This is a genomic window from Kitasatospora sp. NPDC023385, from assembly GCF_055664045.1.
Genome location: NZ_JBVOOL010000009.1, coordinates 176,324 through 198,841 on the forward strand (window position 1 = coordinate 176,324; position 22,518 = coordinate 198,841).

Annotated in this window: 26 protein-coding genes; 7 read left to right on the forward strand and 19 right to left on the reverse strand. The window is 72.3% G+C overall.

Annotated features, from left to right (window positions below; genetic code table 11):
- Positions 1-13: 13 nt before the first annotated feature.
- Positions 14-385, reverse strand: a complete 372-nt coding sequence (locus tag AC0B61_RS16905; protein ID WP_471741438.1) for a hypothetical protein — start codon at positions 383-385, stop codon at positions 14-16.
- Between the two features lie 174 nt (positions 386-559).
- Here AC0B61_RS16905 and AC0B61_RS16910 point away from each other — a divergent pair, with 174 nt between their 5' ends.
- The gene (locus AC0B61_RS16910) at positions 560-1,474 is read left to right on the forward strand and encodes a branched-chain amino acid transaminase (RefSeq protein ID WP_471741439.1); all 915 of its coding nucleotides are present in this window, start codon (positions 560-562) and stop codon (positions 1,472-1,474) included.
- Positions 1,475-1,484: 10 nt separating this feature from the next.
- On the opposite strand, the gene AC0B61_RS16915 is transcribed toward AC0B61_RS16910, so the two are convergent.
- Together AC0B61_RS16915 and AC0B61_RS16920 are read right to left on the reverse strand one after the other, a co-directional pair.
- Entirely contained in the window at positions 1,485-2,231 is a 747-nt protein-coding gene (locus tag AC0B61_RS16915) for an MBL fold metallo-hydrolase (protein ID WP_471741440.1), read from the reverse strand.
- Between the two features lie 266 nt (positions 2,232-2,497).
- Positions 2,498-2,689 (reverse strand): MerR family transcriptional regulator, encoded by a 192-nt coding sequence (locus AC0B61_RS16920; protein WP_471741441.1) that lies wholly within the window; start codon positions 2,687-2,689, stop codon positions 2,498-2,500.
- Between the two features lie 287 nt (positions 2,690-2,976).
- On the opposite strand from AC0B61_RS16920, the gene AC0B61_RS16925 reads away from it, so the two are divergent.
- The gene (locus AC0B61_RS16925) at positions 2,977-3,438 is read left to right on the forward strand and encodes a type II toxin-antitoxin system PemK/MazF family toxin (protein ID WP_471741442.1); all 462 of its coding nucleotides are present in this window, start codon (positions 2,977-2,979) and stop codon (positions 3,436-3,438) included.
- Between the two features lie 58 nt (positions 3,439-3,496).
- Here AC0B61_RS16925 and AC0B61_RS16930 read toward each other — a convergent pair whose 3' ends face one another.
- The 7 genes from AC0B61_RS16930 to clpS form a co-directional block, all read right to left on the reverse strand.
- Positions 3,497-4,465, reverse strand: coding sequence for a PLP-dependent cysteine synthase family protein (locus tag AC0B61_RS16930; protein WP_471741443.1), 969 nt, complete (start codon positions 4,463-4,465; stop codon positions 3,497-3,499).
- 86 nt (positions 4,466-4,551) lie between these two features.
- Positions 4,552-4,830: a MoaD/ThiS family protein gene (locus AC0B61_RS16935; RefSeq protein ID WP_471741444.1), complete on the reverse strand. Its 279-nt coding sequence runs from the start codon at positions 4,828-4,830 to the stop codon at positions 4,552-4,554.
- Positions 4,831-4,951: 121 nt separating this feature from the next.
- Positions 4,952-5,071 (reverse strand): putative leader peptide, encoded by a 120-nt coding sequence (locus AC0B61_RS16940; protein ID WP_317621128.1) that lies wholly within the window; start codon positions 5,069-5,071, stop codon positions 4,952-4,954.
- A 137-nt stretch (positions 5,072-5,208) separates the two neighbouring features.
- Positions 5,209-5,640, reverse strand: a complete 432-nt coding sequence (locus tag AC0B61_RS16945; protein ID WP_471741445.1) for a M67 family metallopeptidase — start codon at positions 5,638-5,640, stop codon at positions 5,209-5,211.
- 102 nt (positions 5,641-5,742) lie between these two features.
- Complete coding sequence (locus AC0B61_RS16950; protein ID WP_471741446.1) at positions 5,743-7,185, reverse strand: amino acid permease; 1,443 nt, start codon at positions 7,183-7,185, stop codon at positions 5,743-5,745.
- A 263-nt stretch (positions 7,186-7,448) separates the two neighbouring features.
- Positions 7,449-8,021, reverse strand: coding sequence for a DUF2017 domain-containing protein (locus AC0B61_RS16955; protein ID WP_471741447.1), 573 nt, complete (start codon positions 8,019-8,021; stop codon positions 7,449-7,451).
- Positions 8,022-8,076: 55 nt separating this feature from the next.
- Positions 8,077-8,370, reverse strand: a complete 294-nt coding sequence (gene clpS / locus AC0B61_RS16960; protein ID WP_471741448.1) for an ATP-dependent Clp protease adapter ClpS — start codon at positions 8,368-8,370, stop codon at positions 8,077-8,079.
- Between the two features lie 142 nt (positions 8,371-8,512).
- Between clpS and AC0B61_RS16965 the strand changes: the two genes are divergently transcribed.
- Positions 8,513-9,847: a nicotinate phosphoribosyltransferase gene (locus tag AC0B61_RS16965; RefSeq protein WP_471741449.1), complete on the forward strand. Its 1,335-nt coding sequence runs from the start codon at positions 8,513-8,515 to the stop codon at positions 9,845-9,847.
- Between the two features lie 214 nt (positions 9,848-10,061).
- A complete protein-coding gene (locus AC0B61_RS16970) occupies positions 10,062-10,652 on the forward strand; it encodes an isochorismatase family protein (protein ID WP_471741450.1) in 591 nt (196 codons plus the stop codon).
- Between the two features lie 88 nt (positions 10,653-10,740).
- Here the strand turns inward: AC0B61_RS16970 and AC0B61_RS16975 are convergent, their stop codons facing one another.
- Positions 10,741-11,745, reverse strand: a complete 1,005-nt coding sequence (locus AC0B61_RS16975; protein ID WP_471741451.1) for a hypothetical protein — start codon at positions 11,743-11,745, stop codon at positions 10,741-10,743.
- A 256-nt stretch (positions 11,746-12,001) separates the two neighbouring features.
- On the opposite strand from AC0B61_RS16975, the gene AC0B61_RS16980 reads away from it, so the two are divergent.
- Positions 12,002-12,550 (forward strand): hypothetical protein, encoded by a 549-nt coding sequence (locus AC0B61_RS16980; protein WP_471741452.1) that lies wholly within the window; start codon positions 12,002-12,004, stop codon positions 12,548-12,550.
- A gap of 47 nt (positions 12,551-12,597) precedes the next feature.
- Here AC0B61_RS16980 and AC0B61_RS16985 read toward each other — a convergent pair whose 3' ends face one another.
- Entirely contained in the window at positions 12,598-13,788 is a 1,191-nt protein-coding gene (locus AC0B61_RS16985) for a cation diffusion facilitator family transporter (RefSeq protein ID WP_471741453.1), read from the reverse strand.
- A 305-nt stretch (positions 13,789-14,093) separates the two neighbouring features.
- On the opposite strand from AC0B61_RS16985, the gene AC0B61_RS16990 reads away from it, so the two are divergent.
- Positions 14,094-14,534: a SigE family RNA polymerase sigma factor gene (locus AC0B61_RS16990; RefSeq protein WP_471741454.1), complete on the forward strand. Its 441-nt coding sequence runs from the start codon at positions 14,094-14,096 to the stop codon at positions 14,532-14,534.
- A gap of 30 nt (positions 14,535-14,564) precedes the next feature.
- On the opposite strand, the gene AC0B61_RS16995 is transcribed toward AC0B61_RS16990, so the two are convergent.
- The 5 genes from AC0B61_RS16995 to AC0B61_RS17015 all read right to left on the reverse strand — a co-directional run bounded on the left by AC0B61_RS16995 (position 14,565) and on the right by AC0B61_RS17015 (position 19,323).
- Positions 14,565-15,134, reverse strand: a complete 570-nt coding sequence (locus AC0B61_RS16995) for a DinB family protein (protein WP_471741455.1) — start codon at positions 15,132-15,134, stop codon at positions 14,565-14,567.
- Between the two features lie 96 nt (positions 15,135-15,230).
- Positions 15,231-16,478, reverse strand: a complete 1,248-nt coding sequence (gene mycP / locus AC0B61_RS17000) for a type VII secretion-associated serine protease mycosin (RefSeq protein WP_471741456.1) — start codon at positions 16,476-16,478, stop codon at positions 15,231-15,233.
- An 86-nt stretch (positions 16,479-16,564) separates the two neighbouring features.
- Positions 16,565-18,016: a WXG100 family type VII secretion target gene (locus tag AC0B61_RS17005; RefSeq protein WP_471741457.1), complete on the reverse strand. Its 1,452-nt coding sequence runs from the start codon at positions 18,014-18,016 to the stop codon at positions 16,565-16,567.
- Positions 18,017-18,076: 60 nt separating this feature from the next.
- The gene (locus tag AC0B61_RS17010) at positions 18,077-18,523 is read right to left on the reverse strand and encodes a hypothetical protein (protein ID WP_471741458.1); all 447 of its coding nucleotides are present in this window, start codon (positions 18,521-18,523) and stop codon (positions 18,077-18,079) included.
- Positions 18,524-18,621: 98 nt separating this feature from the next.
- Entirely contained in the window at positions 18,622-19,323 is a 702-nt protein-coding gene (locus AC0B61_RS17015) for an endonuclease V (protein WP_471741459.1), read from the reverse strand.
- A 211-nt stretch (positions 19,324-19,534) separates the two neighbouring features.
- Between AC0B61_RS17015 and AC0B61_RS17020 the strand changes: the two genes are divergently transcribed.
- A complete protein-coding gene (locus AC0B61_RS17020) occupies positions 19,535-19,819 on the forward strand; it encodes a hypothetical protein (RefSeq protein ID WP_471741460.1) in 285 nt (94 codons plus the stop codon).
- Between the two features lie 36 nt (positions 19,820-19,855).
- Here AC0B61_RS17020 and AC0B61_RS17025 read toward each other — a convergent pair whose 3' ends face one another.
- Positions 19,856-20,659: an RDD family protein gene (locus tag AC0B61_RS17025; RefSeq protein WP_471741461.1), complete on the reverse strand. Its 804-nt coding sequence runs from the start codon at positions 20,657-20,659 to the stop codon at positions 19,856-19,858.
- Between the two features lie 93 nt (positions 20,660-20,752).
- Complete coding sequence (locus AC0B61_RS17030) at positions 20,753-22,306, reverse strand: RDD family protein (RefSeq protein WP_471741462.1); 1,554 nt, start codon at positions 22,304-22,306, stop codon at positions 20,753-20,755.
- Positions 22,307-22,518: the final 212 nt, after the last annotated feature.

A 22,518-nucleotide genomic window follows, 5' to 3' on the forward strand; every position in this document is an offset into this window, starting at 1 on the left:
CCCGGTGAGTCCGCTAGATCCACCCCCGCTGAGCGGCATGCACGCCGGCCTGGAAGCGGCTCTCCGCGCCCAGGCCGGCGATCAGTTGGGCGACCAAGGCGGTGACCCGGGTGTCGGTGCCGAGGAGGAGTTGGCGGACCGCGGTGTCGACCGACACGGCGGTGTCGGCGGCGTCGGCGGTATCGGTGCTGGCGTCGAGGGCTACTGAGGCGCCGGCCCGGTGGCCGGCGGTGGGCTGGAGGAGTCCCAGCGCGCGCAGTTCGGCGGTGGCGGCGCCGAGCCGGGGTCCGTCCCAGTCGAGGCCGAGGGCTTCGGGCGGGCGGCCTGGTTCGGCGAGCAGGCGGGCGTAGAGCTGGGTGGCGTCGGTGCCGGTCGGGCTCTCCATCGGCGCAGCCTAGTGAGGGCGGGCGGGGCCGGTCGGAGGTTTCCGCTCCGCGAGACGGCGGCGGGATCCGGTGAAGTCCGGCTTCCGGTACGGCGCTTCCGCTCCCGGTCATGGCCGGTTCCGGTCGGCTCGGGCGGGCTGACCCGGGGTGCGGCGGGGCGCAGGATGAGCGGCATGGCTCTTCCCGAAGCTTCCACGATCTGGTTGGACGGCGCCCTGGTGCCCTGGCAGGAGGCCCGGGTGCACGTCCTCACGCACGGCCTGCACTACGGCACGGGGGTGTTGGAGGGCACCCGGGTGTTCGCCACCGCGGACGGTCCGGCGGTGTTCCGGCTGCCCGAGCACCTGCGCCGGCTGGACCGCAGTGCCCGGATGATCCGGATGGAACTCCCCTACAAAATCGCCGACTTGACGAAGGCGACGGTGGACCTGGTGCGTACCAACGGCCACCGGGACTGCTACCTGCGGCACTTCGCCTTCCTCGGCTACGGCACGATGGGCATCGACATGCGGCACGCGCCGGTCGGCGTGTCGATCGCGAGCTGGGAGTGGCGGGGCCAACTCACGCACGCCGAGGGCGGGATCACGCTGAAGACCAGCAGCTGGCGGCGGAACGACCCGGACGCGGTGCCGCCCGCCGCGAAGGCCACCGGCCCGTACCTGAACTCGGTGCTCGCCCGTCGGGAGGCCAATGACGCGGGCTACGACGAGGCGCTGCTGCTCGGCGCGGACGGCACGGTGAGCGAGTGCACCGGGGAGAACGTGTTCGCCGTCCGCGACGGGGTGCTGCGCACGCCCCCGTCGAGTGCCGGCGCCCTGGAGGGCATCACCCAGGACACCGTGCTCACCCTGGCCCGGGACCGGGGCATCGAGGTCCGCGTCGAGAGCCTCCTGCGGTCGGACCTGTACGCGGCGGACGAGGTCTTCGTCTGCGGCACGGCCGCCGGCATCATCCCGGTCCGCGCCCTGGACGGCCGGGCCCTGCCCACCGCGCCCGGGCCGGTCACCGCGCTCCTGGACGAGGCCTACCTGGCGGCGGTGACGGGCGCCGATCCGCGCTACCGGCACTGGCTGACGCCGGTGGCCTGAGGCAGCCCGGTCAGATCTCGTAGACCGCGCCCGCCCGGGCGATCTCGACCGGCCCGGCGTAGGCGGCGGCGGCGTCGCGGCGGTTGTGCTCGGCGTCGGTCCACGGGGGGATGTGGGTGAGGACGAGCCGGTGGGCGCCGGCGGCGGTGGCGTGCTCGCCGGCTTCCCGGCCGTTGAGGTGGACGGCCTGGTAGGTGTCGCGGCCGTCGATGTACGCGGCCTCGCAGAGGAAGAGGTCGGCGTCGCGCGCGAGTTCGACGAGTTCGGCGCTCTCGCCGGTGTCGCCGCTGTAGACCAGGGACCGGTCACCGTGTTCGAGGCGGAAGGCGAAGGCGTCGACGGGGTGGTTGACCTGGGCGACGGTGATCCGGAACGGGCCGAGTCCGAAGCTGCCAGGAGTGAGGGTGCGGAACTCGAACACCTCCTTCATCCCCGGGTTCTCCGGCATGTCGTAGGCGCGGGCGAGCCGTTCGGGGGTGCCGGCCGGCCCGTAGACGGGCAGCAGTTCGGGGCAGCCTTCGGCGCGGTAGTTGCGGGCCACCCAGTAGGCGCACAGGTCGACGCAGTGGTCGGCGTGCAGGTGGCTGAGCAGGACGGCGTCGACGTCGTAGAGGCCGGTGTACTTCTGCAGGGCGCCGAGCGCTCCGTTGCCGAGGTCGAGGACGACGCGGTAGCCCTCGGCCTCGACCAGGTAGCTGGAGCAGGGCGAGTCGGCGGACGGGAAGCTCCCCGAGCACCCCACCACGGTCAGTTTCATCCGAGCCCCTCCGCCCCGACACGTCCTGGCTGCTGCTGGAAAACGGCATGGAAAACAGCATGGGAACAGCATGAAAAACGGCAGGCCGGGCCGGTGAACCGGCCGGTAGCACTGCATTGGTGTGTCGAGGGTAAGGGTGGAGCGGCACTTTGCCCCCGTCCCCGTGCCGGGCTGTGGCTGGAATCACCAGAACGCCGGGGACGGGAGCGGGGGCAGGAACGGGGCTGGCGCGGGGGCCGGGAGCGGGGCCGGTGGTGGGGGCGGTGTCAGCGGTGCCGGGGCCGGTTGCGGGCCCAGGCGCGGATGGTCTCGGGGTACCAGCGGGGGTGGCCGCTGCCGTCGAGGACGTCCGGGTCGGGCAGCAGCCCGTGCCTGCGGTAGTTGCGGACGGTCTCGGGCTGGACGTTGATGTGCCGGGCGATCTCGGCGTAGGACCACAGTTCGGCGCTACGGCTCATGCGCTCACCCCTCCTCCGGCCTCCGACCCCGGGGCGCCTCGGCGCTCGGCTGGGGCGTTCGCCCGTGCGCACGTCAGGACTGTTCGCTCGCTTCGGTCACTCACGAGGCACCTCCGGGGCGGGGCGGACGTTCGTGACGCAGCCTGTCCGGGTGCGGGCGGTCCTTCGGCACAGAACGGGCACCGTGGCTGTTCCGTGACGAACCGGGAGCAACACCCGGACAAATACTCAACTGTCACAGCCGCCACGGTGGTGGCGTCCGCCCCCGGGCCGGTACGGTTCGCCGCATGAACGGCATGACTGGTACCTGGGTCGTCCTGGCTGCGGTCGGCGTCGCGCTGTTGGCGGCCGCCGCGGTGGCGCTGGTGCGGCGCACCCGTCCGGCTCCGCGCCCGGCCGGGCCGACCGGCCCGCGGCCCCGCCCGGACACCAGGGGCCGCCCGGCGCCGCAGGAGATCTGGTGGGCGGAGGTGCCGTTCGAGGACGGCCCCGGCGCCAAGGACCGCCCGTGCCTGGTGCTGCGGGTGCACGGCAGGACCGCCACCATTGCGAAGATCACCAGCAAGCACCACGCCGACCGCCCGGGCGTGCTGCCGCTGCCGCCCGGTTCGGTGGGCGACCGGCAGGGCCGGGCCAGTTGGCTGGAGACCGACGAGCTGCGCGAGGTGCCGCTGTCGGCCTTCCGCCGCCGGGCGGGCACGGTGGACCGTCAGGTCTGGGCCCGGGCGCAGCGGGTGCTGAACGGCTAGCTGGCGCCGGCCCGGCCGAGTCGGTCGCGCAGGGAATGGCCCCGGGAGCGGCGCCGGGCTACGCCCAGAGCTGGCCCTGCAGCGCCTCGACCGCCGCCTCGGTGGACTCGGCGGTGTAGATGCCGGTGGACAGGTACTTCCAGCCGCCGTCGGCGACCACGAAGACGATGTCCGCGCGCTCCCCCGCGGCGGCCGCCTTGCGGCCGACGCCGATCGCCGCGTGCAGGATGGCGCCGGTGGAGACACCCGCGAAGATGCCTTCCTGCTGCAGGAGTTCGCGGGTGCGGCGGACGGCGTCCGCGGAGCCGACCGAGAAGCGGGTGGTGAGCACCGCGGCGTCGTACAGCTCGGGTACGAAGCCCTCGTCGAGGTTGCGCAGTCCGTAGACCAGGTCGTCGTAGCGCGGTTCGGCCGCGACGATCTTCACGCCGGGGGCCTTCTCGCGCAGGTAGCGGCCGACGCCCATCAGGGTGCCGGTGGTGCCGAGGCCGGCCACGAAGTGGGTGACGGTCGGCAGGTCGGCGAGGATCTCGGGGCCGGTGCCGGTGTAGTGGGCGCCCGCGTTGTCGGGGTTGCCGTACTGGTAGAGCATGACCCAGTCGGGGTGCTCGGCGGCGATCTCCTTGGCGATCCGGACGGCGGTGTTGGAGCCGCCGGCCGCCGGGGAGGGGATGATCTCGGCGCCCCACATGCGGAGCAGTTCGCGCCGTTCCTCGCTGGTGTTCTCGGGCATCACGCAGACCATCCGGTAGCCCTTGAGCTTGGCCGCCATGGCGAGCGAGATGCCGGTGTTGCCGCTGGTGGGCTCCAGGATGGTGCAGCCGGGGGTGAGCCGGCCGTCGGCCTCGGCGCGCTCGATCATGTGCAGCGCCGGGCGGTCCTTGATCGAGCCGGTCGGGTTGCGGTCCTCCAGCTTGGCCCACAGCGTGACCAGGCCCTCGGTGTTGCCGGGGACGGCCGCGGACAGCCGGGGCAGGCGGACCAGCGGGGTGTTGCCGACGGCTTCGAGCGGACTGTCGTAACGCAAGGGAGGCCTCCGGCCACGGCGGTGGGGGTCACACGGCGGTGAGGGTCACGGGGGGCTCCCCCACCGGTGGCGGGGGAGCCGCTGGGTCAGCGGGCGCCGCCGGCCACGGCGGGCAGGATGGTGACGTTGTCGCCGTCGGTGAGGGCGGTGGAGATGCCCTCCAGGAACCGGACGTCCTCGTCGTTCAGGTAGACGTTGACGAAGCGGCGCAGCTCGCCGCCCTCGACCAGGCGGGCGGCGATGCCCGGGTGCCGGGCCTCGAGGTCGGTGAAGAGCTCCCCGAGGTTGCTGCCGTTGCCCTCGACGGCCTTGGCGCCGTCGGTGTAGGTGCGGAGGATGGTCGGGATCCGGACCTTGATGGCCATGGGTGTGCGCTCCTGTGCGAGTCGTGGAGTGGGTGGGCCGCAGCCGGCGCGGCCGGGGCGGAGGGTGCCCGGGGCTCGGCGTCGCGGCAGGGCGGCGGGCCCGGGTGGGGCGGGGCGGCTCTCAGCGCGAGCGCGCGGGCGTACCGGGACAGATCGCGCCGGCGTGCCGGCACAGGTCGATGTGCAGGCGCGCCACGAGGCGGGTGCCCGGGGCCTGGTTGCTCACATCGACGGAACGCATGGGCTCATCGTATAGATTCCCGGGCCCGCTCCGACATGCCCGTCTCGGGATCCGGATGTTCTCGTTCCCAGGGCTGAGACGACCCCGGGCCGCCGACTGTTCGCGGGGTCGACGGGCCGGGTCCGGGCGGGTACCGGTCAGGCGTCGTAGGCCTCGACGACCTGGACGTCTTCCTCCGTGATCTCGCCGTCCACGATGCGGAACGAGCGGAACTGGTAGGGGTCGTCCTCGCCGTTGCCCTCGGCGGTGGAGATCAGGACGTAGTGGGCGAACGGCTCGGAGGCGTAGCTCACGTCGGTGCGCGAGGGGTAGGCCTCGGTGGCGGTGTGCGAGTGGTAGACGATCACCGGTTCCTCGTCGCCGTCGTCCATCTCGCGGTAGAGCTTGAACAGGTCGCCCGAGTCGAACTCGTAGAAGGTGGGCGAGCGGGCGGCGTTGAGCATCGGGATGAACCGCTCGGGCCGTCCGCTGCCGGCCGGTCCGGCGACCACGCCGCAGGCCTCGTCCGGGTGGTCGGCGCGGGCGTGGGCCACGATCCGGTCGCGGAGTTCTCGGGTGATGGTCAGCATCCGGTCAGGATAGCCACGCCTCGGACGCCCCGGCGGGGGCGTCCGAAGCGCGGTCGGGGGGCGTCCGCAGGGCGGTCCTCGGCGCTCCCGCGCGGGCCCGGATCAGCCGGCGTCGCGGGCGTGCAGGTGGTCGTGGTCGGCGCCGTGGACGGCCTGCGGGTTGCGGCGCTCCAGGAAGCGGTAGCCGATCACCAGCAGCAGGGCCCAGGCGGGGAAGACGTACAGCGAGATCCGGTTGTCCTCGTCCAGGGCGATCAGCACCACGACGAGGGCGAGGAAGGCGAGCGCGGCCCAGCTGACCCAGGTGCCGCCGGGCGCCTTGAAGGTGGGCGGCGGCAGGTGGCCGCCCTTCCAGGCGCGGCGGTAGCGGATCTGGGAGATCAGGATCATCGCCCAGGTCCACAGGCCGCAGACCGTGGCGACGGAGGTGATGTACTCGAACGCCCGCGCCGGGACGAGGTAGTTGAGCACCACGCCGACGCCCATCAGCAGGCTGGAGACGGTGATCGCGTAGGCCGGGCTGCGGCGGGTGTTGAGCCTGGTGAGCTGTCCGGGGGCCTGGCCGCGCAGCGCGAGGTCGCGCAGCATCCGGCCGGTGGAGTACATCCCGGAGTTGCAGGAGGAGAGCGCGGCGGTGAGCACCACGAAGTTGATGATGCCGGCCGCCGCCGGGATGCCGATCTTGCCGAACGCGGCGACGAACGGGCTGACGCCGGGCTGGAATTCGGTCCACGGGACGAGCGACAGGATGACGACCAGGGCGCCGATGTAGAACAGGGCGATGCGCCAGGGCAGGGTGTTGATGGCCCGCGGCAGGGTCTTCTCGGGGTTCTCGCTCTCGCCCGCGGTGACGCCGACGAGTTCGACGCCCAGGTAGGCGAACATGACGATCTGCAGGGTCATCACGGTGGCGCCGATGCCCTTGGGGAAGAAGCCGCCGTTCTGCCACAGGTGGGAGATTGACGCGGTGTCACCGGCCTTGCTGAAGCCCAGGGTGAGGACGCCGATGCCGATCAGGATCATGCCGATGATGGCGGTGACCTTGACCATGGAGAACCAGAACTCGATCTCGCCGAACACCTTCACCGAGATCAGGTTGGCCGCGTAGAGGATGACCAGGAAGGTCAGCGCGCTGAGCCACTGCGGTATGCCGGGCGCCCAGAACTTCACGTACACGGCGGCGGCGGTGGTCTCCGCCATGCCGGTGACGACCCAGAACAGCCAGTACGTCCAGCCGGTCACGTAGCCGGCGAAGGGGCCGAGGAACTCCCGCGCGTACTCGGCGAAGCTGCCGGAGACCGGGCGGTAGGTGAGCAGTTCGCCGAGGGCCCGCATGATCACGAAGATCACCACGCCGGCGACGGCGTAGGACAGGATCAGGCTCGGGCCGGACTTGGAGATCGCGGTGCCGGCGCCGAGGAAGAGGCCGGTGCCGATGGCGCCGCCGATCGCGATCATCTGGATCTGGCGGCTGCCGAGTCCCCGCTCGTAGCCCTCCTCGTCCGGTTGGGTGTCGGCCACTTCGTCGTACAGCTTCTCGGCCATGGTCCACCGTCCTGGTCGGTCTCGGGAGTGGAGAAGTCGTACCACGCACCATCCGGATAGCGGTGTTCATCTGAGCGATATTTGAGCATGACCTGGCATAGTTTGTCTGATTTTGAACGGAAAAGCCCCGACGGATCGTCCACATGTTGGACGAAACCGCCGGGGCTTGCCCGAAACCGGGCAGGATCCCCCGGGAAGCCGGGAGAGAAGTGGAAGCAGCCGCTCCACGTTCACGCGGAGTCAGTCCCGGGTTCAGCCGGTGTTCACCCGGCCATCGCCTCCAGCAGCGACTCCTGCAGCGCCCCCAGCCACAGGTACGCCACCACCAGCGGCTTGCGCTCGTCGCCGTCCGGCAGCTCGTAGAGGCCGCCCTCGTCCTCTTCCGTGACCTCCAGTCGGACGCCGAAGGCCAGCCGCAGGTCGTTCAGCGCGCCCAGCCAGTGCGGGCAGTCGTCAGTGCCCACCTTGAGCACCCCGCCGCCGGCGAGGCCGTCCAGTGCCCGGATGACGAACAGCGCGTCGTCCCGCTTGCGGGCCCGCAGGTCCAGCTCGGTGAAGCGGCGGAACTCCTCGGACGCGGCCCTGGCCTCCTCGCCGTCCGTCCCCTGCGGGTCGCCGTAGGCGTCCGGGAAGAAGCGGGCCAGCACCGGATCGGCCGGCGCCTCGGTCGGTCCCTCGGCGAACAGGGCGGCCAGCGGGTCACCGCCGTCGTCGCCCGGACCGGGCCCGATCAGCTCCAGCAACTGCACTTCCAGCGAGCGCAGGATGGAGGTCTCCCACTCGTCCAGCGCGATCGCCGCGCCACCACCGCCGGCGCTCTCGAACAACCCAGCCATCTGTATCGGTCAGCCCGTCTTCGTCGTCATCGGTCGTACGGCCGGCGGCCCGGCGTCAGTCGTGCTGCAGCGTCGCCCAGAGGCCGTAGCCGTGCATCGCCTGGACGTCGCGCTCCATCTCCTCGCGGGATCCGCTGGAGACCACCGCCCGCCCCTTGCTGTGGACGTCCATCATCAGCTTCCGGGCCTTGTCCTTCGGGTAGCCGAAGTAGGCCTGGAAGACGTACTGGACGTAGCTCATCAGGTTGACCGGGTCGTTGTGCACGATGGTCACCCAGGGCGTGTCCGGTTCCGTCACCGGCAGCCCCTCGACCTCTGGGCGCTCGATCTCCGCAGGCGCGACACTCAACGCCGGGTCCTCCTCGCTGCACGCTCGTCCGTAACCCCTCACGCCCCATGCTGCCATCCGGGGGACAGCCGGGCGATTCCGACCCGGCCCTCTTCGAAGAGAAATCGTCACTCTGACGTTAAGTGGTAGTAGCATCATCCCCATGGACGCCACTTCAGTGCGCGCAGTCCACTCGACCGCGCTGCTCACCGACCGCTACGAGCTCACCATGCTGCAGGCCGCCCTGCGCAGCGGGGCCGCGCACCGCCGCTCCGTGTTCGAGGTGTTCACCCGCCGCCTGCCGAGCGGCCGCCGCTACGGCGTCCTGGCCGGCACCGGCCGGGTGCTCGACGCCGTCGAGAACTTCCGCTTCTCCACCGCCCAACTGGACTGGCTGGCCGGCCAGGGCGTGGTCGACGAGGACACCCTGCGCTACCTCGCCGACTACCGCTTCCGCGGCGACATCCACGGCTACCCCGAAGGCGAGATCTACTTCCCCGGCTCGCCGCTGCTCACCGTCGAGGGCAGCTTCGCCGAGGCGGTGATCCTGGAGACCGTGATCCTGTCGATCCTCAACCACGACTCCGCGATCGCGGCCGCCGCCTCCCGGATGACCGCCGCCGCCGGCGGCCGCCCGGTGATCGAGATGGGCGCCCGCCGGGCCCACGAGCAGGCCGCCGTCGCCGCCGCCCGGGCCGCGTACGTGGCCGGGTTCGCCGCCACCTCCGACCTGGAGGCCGGCTTCACCCACGGCATCCCGACCACCGGCACCGCCGCGCACGCCTTCACCCTGGTGCACGACAGCGAACGGGACGCCTTCCGGGCCCAGATCGCCTCGATGGGCAAGGGCACCACCCTGCTGGTCGACACCTTCGACCTGCGCGAGGCGGTGCGCACCGCCGTCGAGGTGGCCGGCCCCGAGCTGGGCGCCGTCCGGATCGACTCCGGTGACCTCACCCTGCTGGCCCACCGGGTCCGCCGCCAACTGGACGAGCTGGGCGCCGACAGGACCCGGATCATCGTCACCTCCGACCTCGACGAGTACGCGATCGCGGCCCTGGCCGCCGCCCCCGTGAACGGATACGGCGTCGGCACCAGCCTGGTCACCGGCAGCGGACACCCGACCTGCGCGATGGTCTACAAGCTGGTCGCCCGGGCCGAGACCGAGGACGGGCCGCTGATTCCGGTGGCCAAGCGCGCCGCGGGCGGCAAGACCAGCATCGGGGGCCGCAAGTGGGCGGCCCGCCGGCCCGACGCCGACGGCGTCGCCGAGGCCGAGGTGGTCGGCACCGGGCCGGTCCCGGACGAACTGCGGCCGCACCTGGTGCAGGTGCCGCTGGTACTGGGCGGCGAGACCGTCGGCCGGGAGCCGCTCAGCGCCGCCCGCGACCGGCACGTCCGGGCCCGCGCCGCACTGCCGCTGTCGGCCACCCAGCTCTCCAAGGGCGACCCGGTGCTGCCGACCGAACTGGTCCTGTCGGCCGACGCGGTCCACTGACCCCGCCCCGCCCTCCCGCGGAAGCCCCGCCCGGCCACCGGGCCGGTCCCCGGGGCTTCCGCCCCCGCGCGGCACTCCCTAGAGTCAGCCGTAGAGTTCCCCGGAGCTCCCCGAGAACCCCCCGCGTCCCGCACCGCCGGACCGAGTACTCCCGAGGGCTCCCCCCACCGGGGCGCCGCCACCCGCGGGCCCCCGACATCCGAGGATGCGAGTCATGCACCGGGCACTGATCGTCGTCGACGTGCAGAACGACTTCTGCGAGGGCGGCAGCCTGGCCGTCGCCGGCGGTGCCGAGGTGGCCGCCGCCATCACCGACCTGATCGCCGAATCCGCCCCCGGCTACCGGCACATCCTCGCCACCCGCGACCACCACATCGACCCGGGCGACCACTTCTCCGCCGAGCCGGACTACGTCACCAGCTGGCCGAAGCACTGCGTGGCCGGCACCGAGGGCGTGGGCTTCCACCCCAACTTCGCGCCCTCCGTGATCTCCGGCGCGGTCGAGGCGGTCTTCGACAAGGGCGCCTACTCGGCGGCGTACAGCGGCTTCGAGGGGCTGGACGAGAACAACCGCGGGCCGGTGGAGTGGCTGCGCGAGCGGCAGGTCGACGAGGTCGACGTGGTGGGCCTCGCCACCGACCACTGCGTCCGGGCGACCGCGCTCGACGCGGCCCGGGCGGGCTTCGCCACCCGCGTCCTGTTGGACCTCACCGCCGGCGTCGCTCCGGAGACCACCGCCGCCGCGTTGGAGGAACTGCGGGCGGCCGGGGTCGAGCTGGTCGGCACACCGGTGGTCCGCTCCTAGCGCCCGTCTTCAGACCCCCGCCGCTCCCCCGAGTCCCCGCACTCCCCTGTAACTCCGCTCGTTCTCCTCAACTCCCCTCGCTCTCCGCTCAGACCACCAGCAGATCCACCACGTCCGTGCCGCCGGCCCGGAAGGCCTCACGCAGCTCGCCGCCGACCGCGTCCGGGTCGGCGGCCAGCCGGGCCCCGGAGACGTACACCACCCGGATGCCCAGGTACTCCATCCGGTGCTGGCCGCCGCGCACCCAGGCGGCCTCGCCCTCGCTGACGCAGCGCAGGTCCGAGTCCACCTCCACCGCGACGCCGCGCTCCGGCCAGTAGAAGTCCGGCACGGCGATGTACGTGCCGCCGCGCATCCGCAGCTCGGGGGCGTTCAGCGGGGTGGGCAGCAGCCACTCGTCCACCAGGTGGCCGAGCCGCTCCAGTACCGAGTCCCGTTCGGCGGCGAGGAGTTCGTCCAGCGCGGCCCGCACCCGGGGTTCGACGGTCAGCCCGGAATCGATCAGCTCGGCCGCCAACTCCCGCACCGTACAACGGCCCTCGGGGAGCGAGACCGCCTCCCGCAGCACCTCGCGCACCGGCGCCGGGACGGCCGGGTCCGCCGTCCACTCGCCCAGCGCGTCCGCGACCGCCCGGGCCACCGGCGCGCAGGCCAGGCCGTGCACCGAGCGGGCCACCAACTCCCGTTCGGTGCGCCGGATCCGCACCTCGCCGACGTCCTTCAGCCGACGCTGCCGGGGCACCAGGACGTCCACCCCCGTCACCGCGGGCAGCCGGGGCACGGCGGCGAAGCCGTACAGGGCGAGCGCGGCCGCGCCGGTGATCACCGCGCCCTCGCGCCGGCCCTCCTCCCGGCCGTTCTGCGCGGCGTACAGCAGCGCCGCCCACATCCGCTGCTCCGCGGTGGGTTCGTCGGACTGCAGCAGGTAGACCCTGGGCAGCAGCCGCTGCCAGGGCCCGCCCCGGCGGCAGTGCCCGGTGACGACCCGGGCCGGCACGCCCCGGGCGCGCAGCTGGCTCGCGGTGACGACGTTCTGCTGACGCTGCGCCAGTTCCTCCAGGGACGGCGGCGGCGAGGGGATCCGGTAGCTCATGCCGACACCATCCCCAACCGCCCGGACCGGCGACCGGGAGCCTGACGCACTGTTACCCAACCGTCGCGAAACCGGGACCAGCCCGCACTAAAGTCCTCATACCCTCACTCATTTGGAGTAATTGACGCCCATGCGGTTGTCATACCTGATCACGAACGAACGGAGACCAGCCCGTCTGACCCAGAGTGATCAAAGGCATACGGCGAGGAACCCTCCAGGCGTCAATCGCACCCCGGGGATTGCCTAGGCTTACGTCATGTCACGTGACGAGACCGCCGGCCTCCGCGCGGCCCAGCTACGCCTCGGCCGCCTGCCCGGATACGTCCGCCGCCCGGACCCGGCCCGCCGCAGCGGCGAGAAGGGCCATACGTACAAGAAGGGCTGGGAGGTCCGCTTCACCGCCCGCAGTGAAGCCGAGATAGCAGAGATCCGCGACCTGGTGGTCGCCGCCGGATTCGCCCCGGCCAGACCCTTCTTCAAAGGCCACCAGCTCATCCAGCCGGTCTACGGCATGGCCGCGGTGCAGGCCTACCTGGAGGCCAGACAGGCGGCCGAGGAACACGCCGCCCGGACCGCGCTCGGCCGCCGACGGCGCGCCGCGGGGCGACCCCCGGGATCGCATACGACCGGGTCGCACGGGACCGCGGCTCACGGGGCCGGGCCGCATGGGCCCGCTGCTCACGGGGTGGCCGCGACCGCCGCGCAGGCGGCCCGGCGGCGGGCCGTCGACGCCTTCCCCACCCAGGTCGAACGGGACACCGCCGTCGACCGGATCTCCCCGTCGGAGGCCCGGACGACCTCCTGACCCGCGGGCACGCCGCCCGCCCCTCCGCCCCGGTCGCCGCGAGAGGTTCAGGCCACCGGGGCGTGGTCGATGTGCACGGTGGCGGCCAGCAGGCGCGGGACCGCCCGGATCAGCGCCTGCTCCGCCGCCTCGGCCACCCGGTGCGCCGCCACCACCGTGAGCGCACCGTCCACCACCAGGTCCGCCTCGGCGCGCAGCGAGTGCCCGATCCACCGCATCCGCAGCGCGCCCACCCCGCGCACGCCGTCCACCCCGCGCAACGCGCCCTCGGCGGCGTCCATCAGGCCCGGATCCACCCCGTCCATCAGCCGGCGGCCCACCTCGCGCACCGAGCCGCGCAGCACCGTCAGGATCGCCGCCGTGATCACCAGACCGACCAGCGGATCCGCCCACGGCAGCCCCAGTCCGGCCCCGGCCGCGCCGACCAGCACCGCGAGCGAGGCCAACCCGTCCGTCCGGGCGTGCACCCCGTCCGCGACCAGCGCCGCCGAACCGATCCGGCGCCCGGTACGGATCCGGTACCGGGCCACCCACTCGTTGCCCAGGCAGCCGAGCAGCGCGGCGGCGGCCACCGCGGCCAGGTGGTCCACCGGCCGCGGATGCAGCAGCCGGTCCACCGCCGTCACCGCCGTGAACACCCCCGAGGCGGCGACGGCCAGGACGATCGCCACCCCCGCCAGGTCCTCCGCCCGTCCGTAGCCGTAGGTGTAGCGCCGGTTGGCGGCCCGGCGGCCGAGCAGGAAGGCCAGGCCGAGCGGCACCGCGGTCAGCGCGTCGGCGAGGTTGTGCACCGTGTCACCCAGCAGGGCCACCGAGCCGGACAGCGCCACGATCGCGCCCTGCAGCAGCGCGGTGGCGCCGAGCACGAGGAGCGAGATCCACAGGGTGCGCAGCCCCTCGGCGGAGGCCTCCATGGCGGCGTCCACCCGGTCCGCGGCGTCGTGCGAGTGCGGCCGCAGGACGTGGGCGAGGCGGTGGCGCAGGACGGCGGCGCGGGACCGGGCGCGGCCGTGCCCGTGGCCGTGCTCGTGCTCGTGCTCGTGCTCCTGGCCGTGCCGGTGGTCTTCGGTGCGGCCATGCGTGTGGTCGTGGTGATGCCCCGAGCGGTGTCCGGTTCCGCGAGCGGAGTGATCGTCGCCACGGTCGTGAGTGCGGTCGGGAGTGCGGTCGTGAGTGCGGTTGTGCGGGTGGTTGTGCGGGCGCGGGTTCGCGCCGTGGGCGTGGACGTCAGCCTCCATAAGCCCTACGGTGACACATCAACTGCCTTGCAGCCATAGCCGTCCTACACCCTCTGACCAGCTGCGACGCGCTCGCAACTACGCCCCCCACGCCACTGCGCAGCACCGCCCCACCGGCACCTCGCCGGCCTCCCGCCCGGCCGCTCCGCCACCCTCGCCGCACCCCGTCGACACCGGAACCGGCCGGGCGGCGGCAGGTTCTGGGCATTCCATCGGATTGGTCACCCAGCGCACCGAGGGCCTACCGTAGAGTGAGCACAGACGATCGACCGTCAGAAACCCATCTCCCTTTCCGAGAAGACGAGATGACCAACCGTCACGCGACTTCCACCGAGCCACCCCCGGGGCTCGGCGAGCCGGAGGACGTACCACTGGAGTTCACCGCGTTCTGCGAACTCCACCGCCCCCGGTACCTCAGCTACGCCCGGGTGTGGCTGACCGAACACAGCGCCGCGGCCACCGCCGTCCAGACGGCGTTCGCCGAAATCGCGGCCCGCTGGCGGGACTTGATGGGGAGCTCCAACCCGACCGCACACGCCTGGGAAATCCTGCGCGGCACCGTCGCCGAACACACCCGGCGCCAACCGGCCGCCCCGGACCGCCACCCCGCCGACGACGACCTCGCGATCCTGCACTACGTCGTCGGCCTCGCCGCCCCCGAGATCGCCGACGTCATCGGCACCGACGCCGCCAGCGTGGCCGGACGACTGCGGCGCACCATGCTGCACGAGGCCTCCGGCTGGTGACCCCGCGCCCCGACCGCCCCCGGAACCGCCTCAGACCCGCTCGCCCGTCACGTCGAACAGATGGTGCACCGGGTCGTGGATCAAGTACCGGGCGAACGACTCGACCGTGAACCGCGCCCCGTCACTACGGCTCCCCGTCCGCCGCCACCGCTCGCCCGCCACCCCCTCGAACGCCACCGCCAACGTCTCCGCGGCCTCCGCCAACTCCCCGGCCACCACCCGCGGCAGCTGCTCGTCGTAGCGCTCGGCGACGGCCGTCTCGTCCTGGTCCCAGTTCGGGAACAGCGGGTCGTCCCCGTCGAGCATCAGGCCCAGGCGGACGCGGAACAGCCGGAACACGTCCCGGACGTGGCACGCGTACTCCAGGTCCGACCAGACCCCCGGCTCCGGCCGACGGCGCAGCCCGTCCTCGTCGCCGGCCAGCACCGCCAGCCAGCCCTCCGCATTGGCCCGGATCATCCCGGCGACGTCCTCGCGCACCACCCCGGGGGTGTCCAACCCGCAGTCGACACACGGGCGTTCCAGCACCCAGGTCCAGTCCTTGGTATCGGGAACGATCTCCACCGCAACAACGCCCACGGCAATCTCAGAAGTGCTCATGGCCCCAGCATGGCGGCCACCACACACCCCCACCAGCGCCAATGACGCCACCAACCGCCGAAATACTGCCAGCCCACACGACGGGCAGCTGGGCACCTACCGGTACATCCCCCCATCCGGCGACTGCCCGTCCACCCCGCCCCCCGCCCTCCGCCGCCGCGCCCGCAGCACCGCGAAAACCGACAGCCCCAGCACCATCGCACCAACCGCCACCGCGCCGATCACCAGCCCGGTGACGTCACTGCCCCCACCGCTGTCGGCCTCGGGAACCACGGGCTCCACGGACGACTGGTCCGCCTCGCCACTCGGATCATCGGACGGCGGCGCCCCCCGCGACTCCGGCCGGTTCACGAGCGGATTCTCGCGAGGCCCGTTGTCCACAGCCGGATTCGCCTCCAACGCCTTCGCGGGGCTGAGAACCCCGAAGCCGTAATGGCTGTTGGGTGTCACCGTCCCGTCGGCCGGCGGGGTGGCGGTCTTGATCATCCGATTGATCACCTGCCCGGCGGACAAGTTCGGGTACTTGGAACGGATGAGCGCCGCAGTCGCGGAGACGTAGGCGGTGGAATCGGAGGTGCCATTCCCGACTCCGTAACTCGTCGGGGACTTGGCGGTCGCGTGATAGACCTCCACACCAGGTGCGATCAGCGTGGTCTCAGGGCCCGGTGTCGAGCTCTCCCACACGACCCCCTTGGAGTCCGCAGCTCCCACTGCCACCACCCCGGGGAAGGCAGCCGGATAGTTGACACCCAAGTCCGAACCACTGTTGCCGGCGCTGGCGACCAGCACGACGTCTTTCGACACCGCGTACGCAACGGCCTTGCGCGTTTTCGTGTCGAACCGAAGAAGCCCTCCGATGGACATGTTGACGACTGTCGCACCGTGATCCGCAGCGAAGCGGATTGCCTCCGCGAGATCGTTCACCTGAGGTTCAGGGCCGCCATCCGTGGTCTTCACTTTCACCGGGAGGATCTTTGCCTTCGGAGCCAGGCCCATCACCCCGGCCTGCCCGCCGTGCCCGTGCCCTACGATCAGACTCGCCATGCCCGTGCCATGGCCGTCGGCGTCAATGCGGCCGTCCGATTGGGTACCGGAGAAGTCCGCCCCCGGAAGGACCTGCCCGGTCAGATCCTGGTGGTTCGCATCCACCCCGCTGTCGATCACCGCAACGACGACACCCTCACCCTGACTGACCGGCCAGACCTTCGTCTCAGCCTCGAAGGTCTTCAGCGCCCACTGCTGGTCCCTGATCTGATCGGCCGATGCTGCCGGTGCGACGACGCCCCAGACCAATGCCCCGACGGCAAGGACCGTCGTACCACGCAACAACCGACGGCTCGTCAAACCCGGTCACCCCACTCAACGAGGCATCCCGCAGATCGCCGATCTGCGGGATGCGATCAGATCACCCGTCCGTTTACGGACCGGCCTCATTCCACCACGTTCGGATTGGTCGGCTTGTCCGACGCCCAGGTCTCCTCATCCTCGACGAGGTAGTCCGGCCGCTTGCCGCTCTTCTCCCGTTCCTTCTTGCGTCCCTGTGACCCATTCATCGAGATACCGGGAGAAACGCCGTTCGTGCCTGTGACACCCGGCTCGCTCCTGAGTCGGTTTCGCCCACCCAGCCCGGAGCCGCCCTCCGTGAAAGCCTCCTTGCCGTGCGGTCCGGCACCTGGCTTCGGCGGCCCTTCGGCGACCCCACCAGACCGCGCCGGAACCCCACCGACCTGCTTCGAACCGGACGCTCCACGACCTCCGCCGCCGATGCCTGGATAGACCTCACCACCGCCCCCGGTGCTGACAGCGCGACCCCCGCGTGGGCTTGAGCCCTCCACCGGAATCTCTCTGCTGAAAGATCCCTTGTCGCCGATTCCGGTCTTACTCTGGCCGAATCCCGGGAGCGCTGATGGGTTCTGCGTGGTCGACCCCGCAGGGCTGGTGATCGCCTGTCCACCTCCACCTGAGACCGGTGCGCTCGGAGGGCCTGTGGGCGGTACGCCACCCAGGCCAGAAGTCTGGGTTCCTGAGGTAGGGGGGCTCGGCATGCTCCCGGTCGGACGGGACACCGGGTTACCGTAAATGCCCGCATCGGGTCCAGAGCTCGCCATTGTCGACAGCTTCGGAGGAGCCTGCGCCTTACCGCCCTTGATCCCGGAGTCGCTCTGTACGGCTGCCTTCTCGGGCGTGGAGCCAACGGCCGTCGGCGTCTGGGAGGGCTTCTGTCGCTGTGTCCCGGGAGCCGGTGCCGTTCGCGCAGAGGCTCCCCCGGTTCCGAGTGGAGTACCCGACATCATCACGGTGGCTGTCATCGCCGCCGCGGCGCCCGTGTCGTCCTGCGTCGATACATCACGGGAGTCTTCCTTCCCCACGGAACGATACGGCGGCGGGGCCTTCAGTGCCGGGGTTGCGATGCGGTAGTGCATGGCGAGGGTTTGCATGATGGTGGCGGCTTCGGCTTTTTTGCGGTCGGCGATGGGGATGTGTTCGTCGTCGCTGTCACCGAAGACGGCGGTGACGCCGTCGCTGACGGTGTCCTTGACCTTGTCCCAGTTGCCGGGTTCTTCAGGCATGTCGCGTTTGGCCTTGGCCATGGCGTCGGAGACGTTGTGGAGGATGTTGGCCGCGTCGTTGGCGTAGGCGGCGGCGTTGTTGATGCTGGCGGCGAGGTTGAGCATGCGGGTGTGGAAGGCGTCGCTGGTGGTGCCTTCCCAGGAGGTGGCGGCTTCGGTGCTGACTTTGGTGAGGGTGAGGCGGATCTGTTTGAGGGTGTCGGCGGCGTTTCGCCAGGGGTCGCCGGCGGCCATCACCGCGCCGGGGTCGAGGGCTTGCGCCATGGTGCGGAGTTGGGCGTGGCTGTATTTGGTGAAGTCGGTGTAGGCCATGGGCGGTTCGCCTCCGTTCGGGTCCGGGCAGGCTGGCGGGCTGACGGGCGGGCTGGGCGGCTAGATGGTGGCGTTGCCGCGGTTGGACGGGGTGAGGTTCTTCTCGTACGCGGCTTGGCTGCTCGCGGAGGGTTGTTGGACGGACCAGCCGTCGCCGCCGAGTTTGAGTTTCCGGGCGGTGTGCTGGTCTTGTTCTTCGTAGTTGGTGGCGGTGAGTTCGGCTTTCTGCTGGGCCTCGTTCACGGCTTCCTGGAGCTGGTTGAGGACGTCGCGCAGCGCGTCCCGCATGGTGGCGTAGCGGCCGTGGATCTCGGTGGCTTCGGCGAAGGTGCCGAAGGCGTTCTTGCCGATGCCGCTGCGTCCGTGGGTGTCGGTGCCGTCGGCGTGCTTCTGGAAGTCGGCGAGCATGAGCCGTACTTGGCCGGCGAAGGTGCGAAGTTGTTCGATTTCGACGCGGTAGCCCTGTCCGGCTCCGCCGGTGGATCCGGTACCGGTTCCTGATCCCATGTCGGCGCCTCCCCCGTGCGTCCGTTCCTGGCAGGTCGGGGCGGGGCCCCGGTGTCTCATGTCTAACACACGGGGCGTGAATCCCGCCGGGGACATGGTCAGTTCGCGGTCGTCCTGCCGTGGAGGGCTTCGGTGAGGGCGCGGCGGCAGAGGGAGTCGGCGTGCCGGGTGGTTTCGGGGAGGCGGTAGTGGCGGGCGAGGTCGAGGGTGGTGCGGACGGCGGTGTCGAGGCTGGTCCGGTGGCCGATGGAGACGAAGACGGGTTTGATGCCGGGCTGGGTGCGCAGGGCGCGGCCGACCTCTTCGCCGGTGGCGGGGTCGGTGAGGGGGGTGGAGGCGCCGCGGGGTGTGTCGGGTTGGTGGTGGTCGAAGATGAAGGGGGTCTTGGCGACGCCGAGGGTGCGGAGTCCGGTGAGGACGCCGAGGTGGCTGGCGAGGCCGAGGCGGCGGGGGTGGGCGAGGCCGTAGCCGTCACAGACGACGGTGTCGGGGGTGTGGGTGAGGGCGGCCAGGGCGTCGAGGACGGCGGGTAGTTCGCGGAAGGCGAGCAGTCCTGGGATGTAGGGGAAGGCGATGCGGCCGACGGCGGTGGCTTGTTCGACCACTTGCAGGGTGTCCTGGTCGAGGAGGACGGCTGCGGCGGCGACGAGGTCGTGGTCGTCGTCGTAGGCGACGTCGACGCCGGCGATCAGGCGGCCGGGGGGTTCGGTGTCGTCGTGGGTCTGGACGAGTGGGCGCAGCCGTTCCTGTTCGGCGAGCGCCCGGGCCTGGGTGGTGGGCCAGTCGGCGGGAATGGGCAAGGTCGGTTCCCCCGGTGTGCGGTGGTGCGTGGTGGCTGGTTCCGGTTCACCGTACAGACCGGGGCGGACGACCCCCGGGTGAGCCTGTGCGCCCCCTGTGCCCCCGGATGGGACGGCTACCCTGGAGGCGTCGAACTTCCTTGCGGGGTAGGGCTTCTGGGGCCAGTGGTGCTCCCGTCCACCTTCCCCGACGTGCGAAGGGCCTCCCGTCATGCCGCGTCCGTCCGCTGCCCAGGTCTGCCTCGGTTCGTTCACCGTCGTCGCTGCCACGGTGGCGCTGCTGGCCGTTTCGGGCGCCTCGGGCGTCCTGGCGGTGGCGGGGCTGGTGGTGTTCGCGCTGGCGCTGGGCACCGTGGTGACGATGCTTTCGCTGTCCGCCGCGCAGCCGGGCCGCGCAGGCGCCGCGGCTCCTCAGGAGTCCCCTGCTTCCGCGAGCGGCCCCGCCACCGCGAGCGCCCCGGCTGCCGCCGGACAGGCGTACGCCCGGCAGCGCTGATCCGCCGCCGGGCGCGGGCGCGTTCGACGCCGCCGCTCAGACCTCCGTGGTGACCACGACGGTCTTGGCGGCCTTGTCGTGGAGGCACTGCCGGTACGGCTTGTCGAAGACGCCGAAGAGCCCGTCGACGATCCACCAGATCGCGGCGCAGCAGAGCACGGCGGGGAGGATGAAGACCGCGGTGCGGGTCCAGGCGGCGGCCGGGGTGGGGGTGTTGCCGTCGAGGAGCATGGCGACGCGGATGTTCATCGCCTTCATGCCGAGGGTCTGGCCGTCCCGGGTGAGCATCAGGGCCTCGTAGACGAGGTAGATGGCGCAGCCGAGCCAGAACGCCTCGGTGGAGCCGTTGCGCTCGCCGAGGTCGACGAAGGGCGCCACGATGAGGATGCCGATGGCCTGCACGATGAGGTAGTCGATCAGCCGGGCGAGGATCCGTTTGGGCCACGTGCCGATGGGCGGCATGCCGGGGACGGGTCCGGCGCCGGGGCTTCCGTACCCGCCGGGGCCGGGGCCGTAGCCGGGTGGCGTCCGGTCGTACGGCGGTTGGTCGTACGGCGGCTGGTCGTACGGCGGCTGGCCGTGGGGCGGCTGGCCGTACGGGTTCTGGCCGTAGGCCGGTCCTGGCTGCGAGGTGCCACCGTAGGTGCCTTGGTATGCGCCCGGGCCATCCGACGGGCCGCCCGAGGGGCCGTGCGCCGGGTCTCCTGACGGCTCGTTGGACGGGGTCGGGCCCGGCGGCTCGCCTTCCGGCGTGCCGCCGCCCGGCTGCGGGGACTGCTTGTCGAAGGAGGGCTTGCCGCCCCCCTCCGGCTGGGGGCCTGAGGGGTCGTGGGTGCTCATGCCCCCGAGTAGAACATCGCACATTCTTGACGTTCGGGACATTTTGTCCGTTTTGCCGCCGGCGGCCGCGGAAAGGGTGCGGGGTCCGTCGGCTCAGCCGCGCACCACCCGGGTGCGGGCCGCGCGGTCCTGCCAGCCGCGCCGCAGCGGGCGGTCGAGCACCGGCCAGACCAGGCCGAGCAGCAGCACCGCGCCCGCCTGCCGGACGGCCCACCGGAGCAGCGACCGGCCGAGGTTCAGCCTGCCGCGGGCGGCGGGGGCGGCGGCGTCCACCACGCGGATCCGGGCCAGGCGCTTGCCGAAGGTCTGGCCGGTGCGGGCGGTCGGCAGCACCTCGTAGAGGAGGCCGACGAACAGCAGGATGCCGATCAGCACAGCGATCTTGCCCACCACCACGTCGTCCACCAGCCAGACCTGGACCTGGCGGTGGGTGAGGGCGCTGGCCATCCGGGCCTGGTCGAGCTTCTGCTGGAGGTGGTCGGACACCGAGCGGCCGAGGGGGATCCCGGCCGCGACGGCGACGACCAGCAGTACGACGGTGTCCACCACCCGGGCTGCCAGCCGGCGCCCCAGGCCGGCGGGCACGGCAGCAGCCGCCCCGGAGGCGGCACGGCGGCGGACGGCGGACGGCCGGACCGGCTGGGCCGGCCGCACGGCGGGCAGTGGAGTGGTGGGGGCTACCGCGGCGACCGCAACGGGCGTGCGAGGCGGCCCCACGGGCGCGGCGGCCGGGGCGCCAGCCGGTGCATCAGCCGCTGCGGACTCCGCCGCCTCGGCCTCCTCAGCCTCCTCCGCCTCCTCGATCAGCGGCATCGCGCCGGAGGCCTCGACGGAGGGCACCGGGGCATCCCGCACCGCCATCGCCCGGGCCGGTGCGGCGACGGCGGCCACCTCCGCGACAGCCGTAGTGCGGTCGGACTCCGCAAGCCCCTCCTCTGCATCGGGCGCCCCCGGAAGCACCCCCCAGGAGACCCAGCGCTGTGCACCGCCCGTCTCCATCAGGCCCCGCTGCGCCCGTGGATCAGCGTGCCAGCCGGGTTCCTCGGACTCCCCGGACACCGCGCCGGTCACCGGCCACTCGTCGACGCTCCCCGCAGGAATCCCGGCACCCGCCGGCACCCGGGCTCCCACCCGGACCTCGGACACCGCGGACGCCTCGGACACCGCGGCCAGCTCGGACACCGCGGAGGCCGGAGCGACCGGAGCGGCCCCTGCCGGCCCGACCGTCCGGAACACCGGACCGCCGATCACCTCCGCCACCCGCGGCCCGAACACGAAGGACGCCCCACCCGAAGTCTGGTCGAAGTACACCGGCCCGGTGTCGCCCCCGCCCGCCGGCGGCACGGCCTCCGGCACCGGCACCGACTGGGGCCCGGACACCGGCACTGCGGCGGCCGGCACCGCGGTCGCCCGCGCCACCGGAGGCGGCACCGTCCGCGCGGGTGGCCCACCCGGGGTGGGCCGCCGGGTCGGGTAGCGGGGCGGCGGCGGTACCTCGCCCTCGGCGGGTGCGGGTCGGCTGGTGCCGGGCACCCAGGCCGAGCCGCCCCAGTACCGGATGAAGCCGGGGATGGAGGGGTCGGGGTAGTAGCCCGGCTCCGGCGCGACGGCCGGGTCGCCGCCGTCGGCGAAGGGGCGGTCCGTCATGGGGGTCTTCTTTCCTGGCAGGTCCTGACGCGGGCAAGGAAGGACGGTGGACGGCGGCGCGGGCCGCCGGGGAATCCGACCGGCGAGGCCCGACCGGCGAGGGCCGATCAGGGCCGGTGAACGCCGACGGGAGCCGGCGCGACGCAGCCGCCCGCGCACACACCCCGGCGCACGCCCGGCGCTCGGCGCGCATGGGGGTGCCGCCGATGGGC

Coding starts and splice junctions, on each gene's coding strand:
- AC0B61_RS16910 (WP_471741439.1), top strand. CDS start 560: ATGGCTCTTCCCGAAGCTTCCACGATCTGGTTGGACGGCGCCCTGGTG.
- AC0B61_RS16915 (WP_471741440.1), bottom strand. CDS start 2,231: ATGAAACTGACCGTGGTGGGGTGCTCGGGGAGCTTCCCGTCCGCCGAC.
- AC0B61_RS16940 (WP_317621128.1), bottom strand. CDS start 5,071: ATGCGTTCCGTCGATGTGAGCAACCAGGCCCCGGGCACCCGCCTCGTG.
- AC0B61_RS16995 (WP_471741455.1), bottom strand. CDS start 15,134: ATGAGCACTTCTGAGATTGCCGTGGGCGTTGTTGCGGTGGAGATCGTT.
- AC0B61_RS17025 (WP_471741461.1), bottom strand. CDS start 20,659: ATGAGCACCCACGACCCCTCAGGCCCCCAGCCGGAGGGGGGCGGCAAG.
- AC0B61_RS17020 (WP_471741460.1), top strand. CDS start 19,535: ATGCCGCGTCCGTCCGCTGCCCAGGTCTGCCTCGGTTCGTTCACCGTC.
- AC0B61_RS17005 (WP_471741457.1), bottom strand. CDS start 18,016: ATGGCCTACACCGACTTCACCAAATACAGCCACGCCCAACTCCGCACC.
- AC0B61_RS16945 (WP_471741445.1), bottom strand. CDS start 5,640: ATGCTGACCATCACCCGAGAACTCCGCGACCGGATCGTGGCCCACGCC.
- AC0B61_RS16980 (WP_471741452.1), top strand. CDS start 12,002: ATGTCACGTGACGAGACCGCCGGCCTCCGCGCGGCCCAGCTACGCCTC.
- AC0B61_RS16985 (WP_471741453.1), bottom strand. CDS start 13,788: ATGGAGGCTGACGTCCACGCCCACGGCGCGAACCCGCGCCCGCACAAC.
- AC0B61_RS17010 (WP_471741458.1), bottom strand. CDS start 18,523: ATGGGATCAGGAACCGGTACCGGATCCACCGGCGGAGCCGGACAGGGC.
- AC0B61_RS16950 (WP_471741446.1), bottom strand. CDS start 7,185: ATGGCCGAGAAGCTGTACGACGAAGTGGCCGACACCCAACCGGACGAG.
- AC0B61_RS16955 (WP_471741447.1), bottom strand. CDS start 8,021: ATGGCTGGGTTGTTCGAGAGCGCCGGCGGTGGTGGCGCGGCGATCGCG.
- AC0B61_RS16920 (WP_471741441.1), bottom strand. CDS start 2,689: ATGAGCCGTAGCGCCGAACTGTGGTCCTACGCCGAGATCGCCCGGCAC.
- AC0B61_RS16965 (WP_471741449.1), top strand. CDS start 8,513: ATGGACGCCACTTCAGTGCGCGCAGTCCACTCGACCGCGCTGCTCACC.
- AC0B61_RS16905 (WP_471741438.1), bottom strand. CDS start 385: ATGGAGAGCCCGACCGGCACCGACGCCACCCAGCTCTACGCCCGCCTG.
- AC0B61_RS16990 (WP_471741454.1), top strand. CDS start 14,094: ATGACCAACCGTCACGCGACTTCCACCGAGCCACCCCCGGGGCTCGGC.
- AC0B61_RS17030 (WP_471741462.1), bottom strand. CDS start 22,306: ATGACGGACCGCCCCTTCGCCGACGGCGGCGACCCGGCCGTCGCGCCG.
- AC0B61_RS16970 (WP_471741450.1), top strand. CDS start 10,062: ATGCACCGGGCACTGATCGTCGTCGACGTGCAGAACGACTTCTGCGAG.
- AC0B61_RS16975 (WP_471741451.1), bottom strand. CDS start 11,745: ATGAGCTACCGGATCCCCTCGCCGCCGCCGTCCCTGGAGGAACTGGCG.
- AC0B61_RS16935 (WP_471741444.1), bottom strand. CDS start 4,830: ATGGCCATCAAGGTCCGGATCCCGACCATCCTCCGCACCTACACCGAC.
- AC0B61_RS16925 (WP_471741442.1), top strand. CDS start 2,977: ATGAACGGCATGACTGGTACCTGGGTCGTCCTGGCTGCGGTCGGCGTC.